A 1,180-nucleotide genomic window follows, 5' to 3' on the forward strand; every position below is an offset into this window, starting at 1 on the left:
CGATCCCCCCTGCCCCCCTTGATAAGGGGGGTGCCGATAGGCGGGGGGATCCCCCCTGCCCCCCTTGATAAGGGGGGTGTCTGACAACTTTTAACGCCTACCTACTTAAGTGGTTTCAATTAAATTGAAGATAGATTTTGTCTTTAGATCCCCCCTTAATCCCCCCTTAATAAGGGGGGTGCCGATCCCCCCTTAATCCCCCTTAATAAGGGGCGGATCTGAACAATTTTTAACCCCCACCTACTTAGAGACAAAACTTAAATATCCACGGAGAAAACCGATGATTACCACCACTGACAATAACTCCAATCAACCTCTGGCTAGTTTGCGGGAAATACAAGAACTTTCCATCGCAATTACAGCCAAAAGCCTCAATCCCGCCATGCTAACGGTTGATTTCCTCAAATATTCGGGAATAGTTCCCCCCGACTGGGAATTAAATGGCCAGCCGGTACTCAATCCTAATTACGCTCAAGTTAATTTTCAAAATGGTATCAGCATCGTCGCCCAACCCCGGACAATTACCTTTGTGGAGATAATTAACTCTCCCGATAGCCTGAAACTGAAACTGCCAGAAATTGTTGGTTTATATCTAGATAAACTCCCTTTAGCCGAATATCAAGCCCTGAGTATCGCCCCGAAAAGCATTGTTCCTCTCCCTAGTAGCCCCGATGCCGCTAAAAAATATATCACCGAAACTCTTCTCGCCCCCGGTCCTTGGCACAATTTCGGTATAGCCCCCCTACAAGCCAGCATCAATCTACTTTATCAGCTAGAAACCTCTCAGCTATCCGTGGCGATTAACGAGGCAAAATTACAATTACCCGATGGCAAAATTTTAGGGGCGCTATTATTTGCCGGTAACTTTAACTATAATCTGGCCGAGGGCAGCGATCGATTAAATCTGCTCAAACAATATCTGGGACAATGGCAAAAAGATCTAGAGATTTTCCGAGAATTAGTCACTCAACGCTTTCTGGAAAGACAACTCCCAGTTTTCGCCTCTAATATCAATCTGCCCCTAGGACCCCAAGGTGGACTGTAATCAGTCATCAGTCATCAGTCATCAGTCATCAGTCATCAGTCATCAGTCAGAAAAATCATTAAACCTCTTGCATAATTAATTTTTCATGGTTCAAAAACAGCAAAAATAAGGATTAAATGGCATAAAATTTGTAAA

The 1,180-nt window shown here is 44.4% G+C and carries 1 protein-coding gene; it reads left to right on the top strand.

Annotation, left to right across the window (positions count from 1 at the left end):
* Window positions 1-280 precede the first annotated feature (280 nt).
* Window positions 281-1,045 carry a hypothetical protein gene (locus PX481_RS20490; RefSeq protein ID WP_002760049.1) on the top strand — a complete coding sequence of 255 codons (765 nt, stop codon included), beginning with the start codon at window positions 281-283 and terminating at the stop codon, window positions 1,043-1,045.
* The last annotated feature ends 135 nt before the right edge of the window (window positions 1,046-1,180 follow it).

It is taken from the genome of Microcystis sp. M53603_WE2 (genome assembly GCF_030065435.1).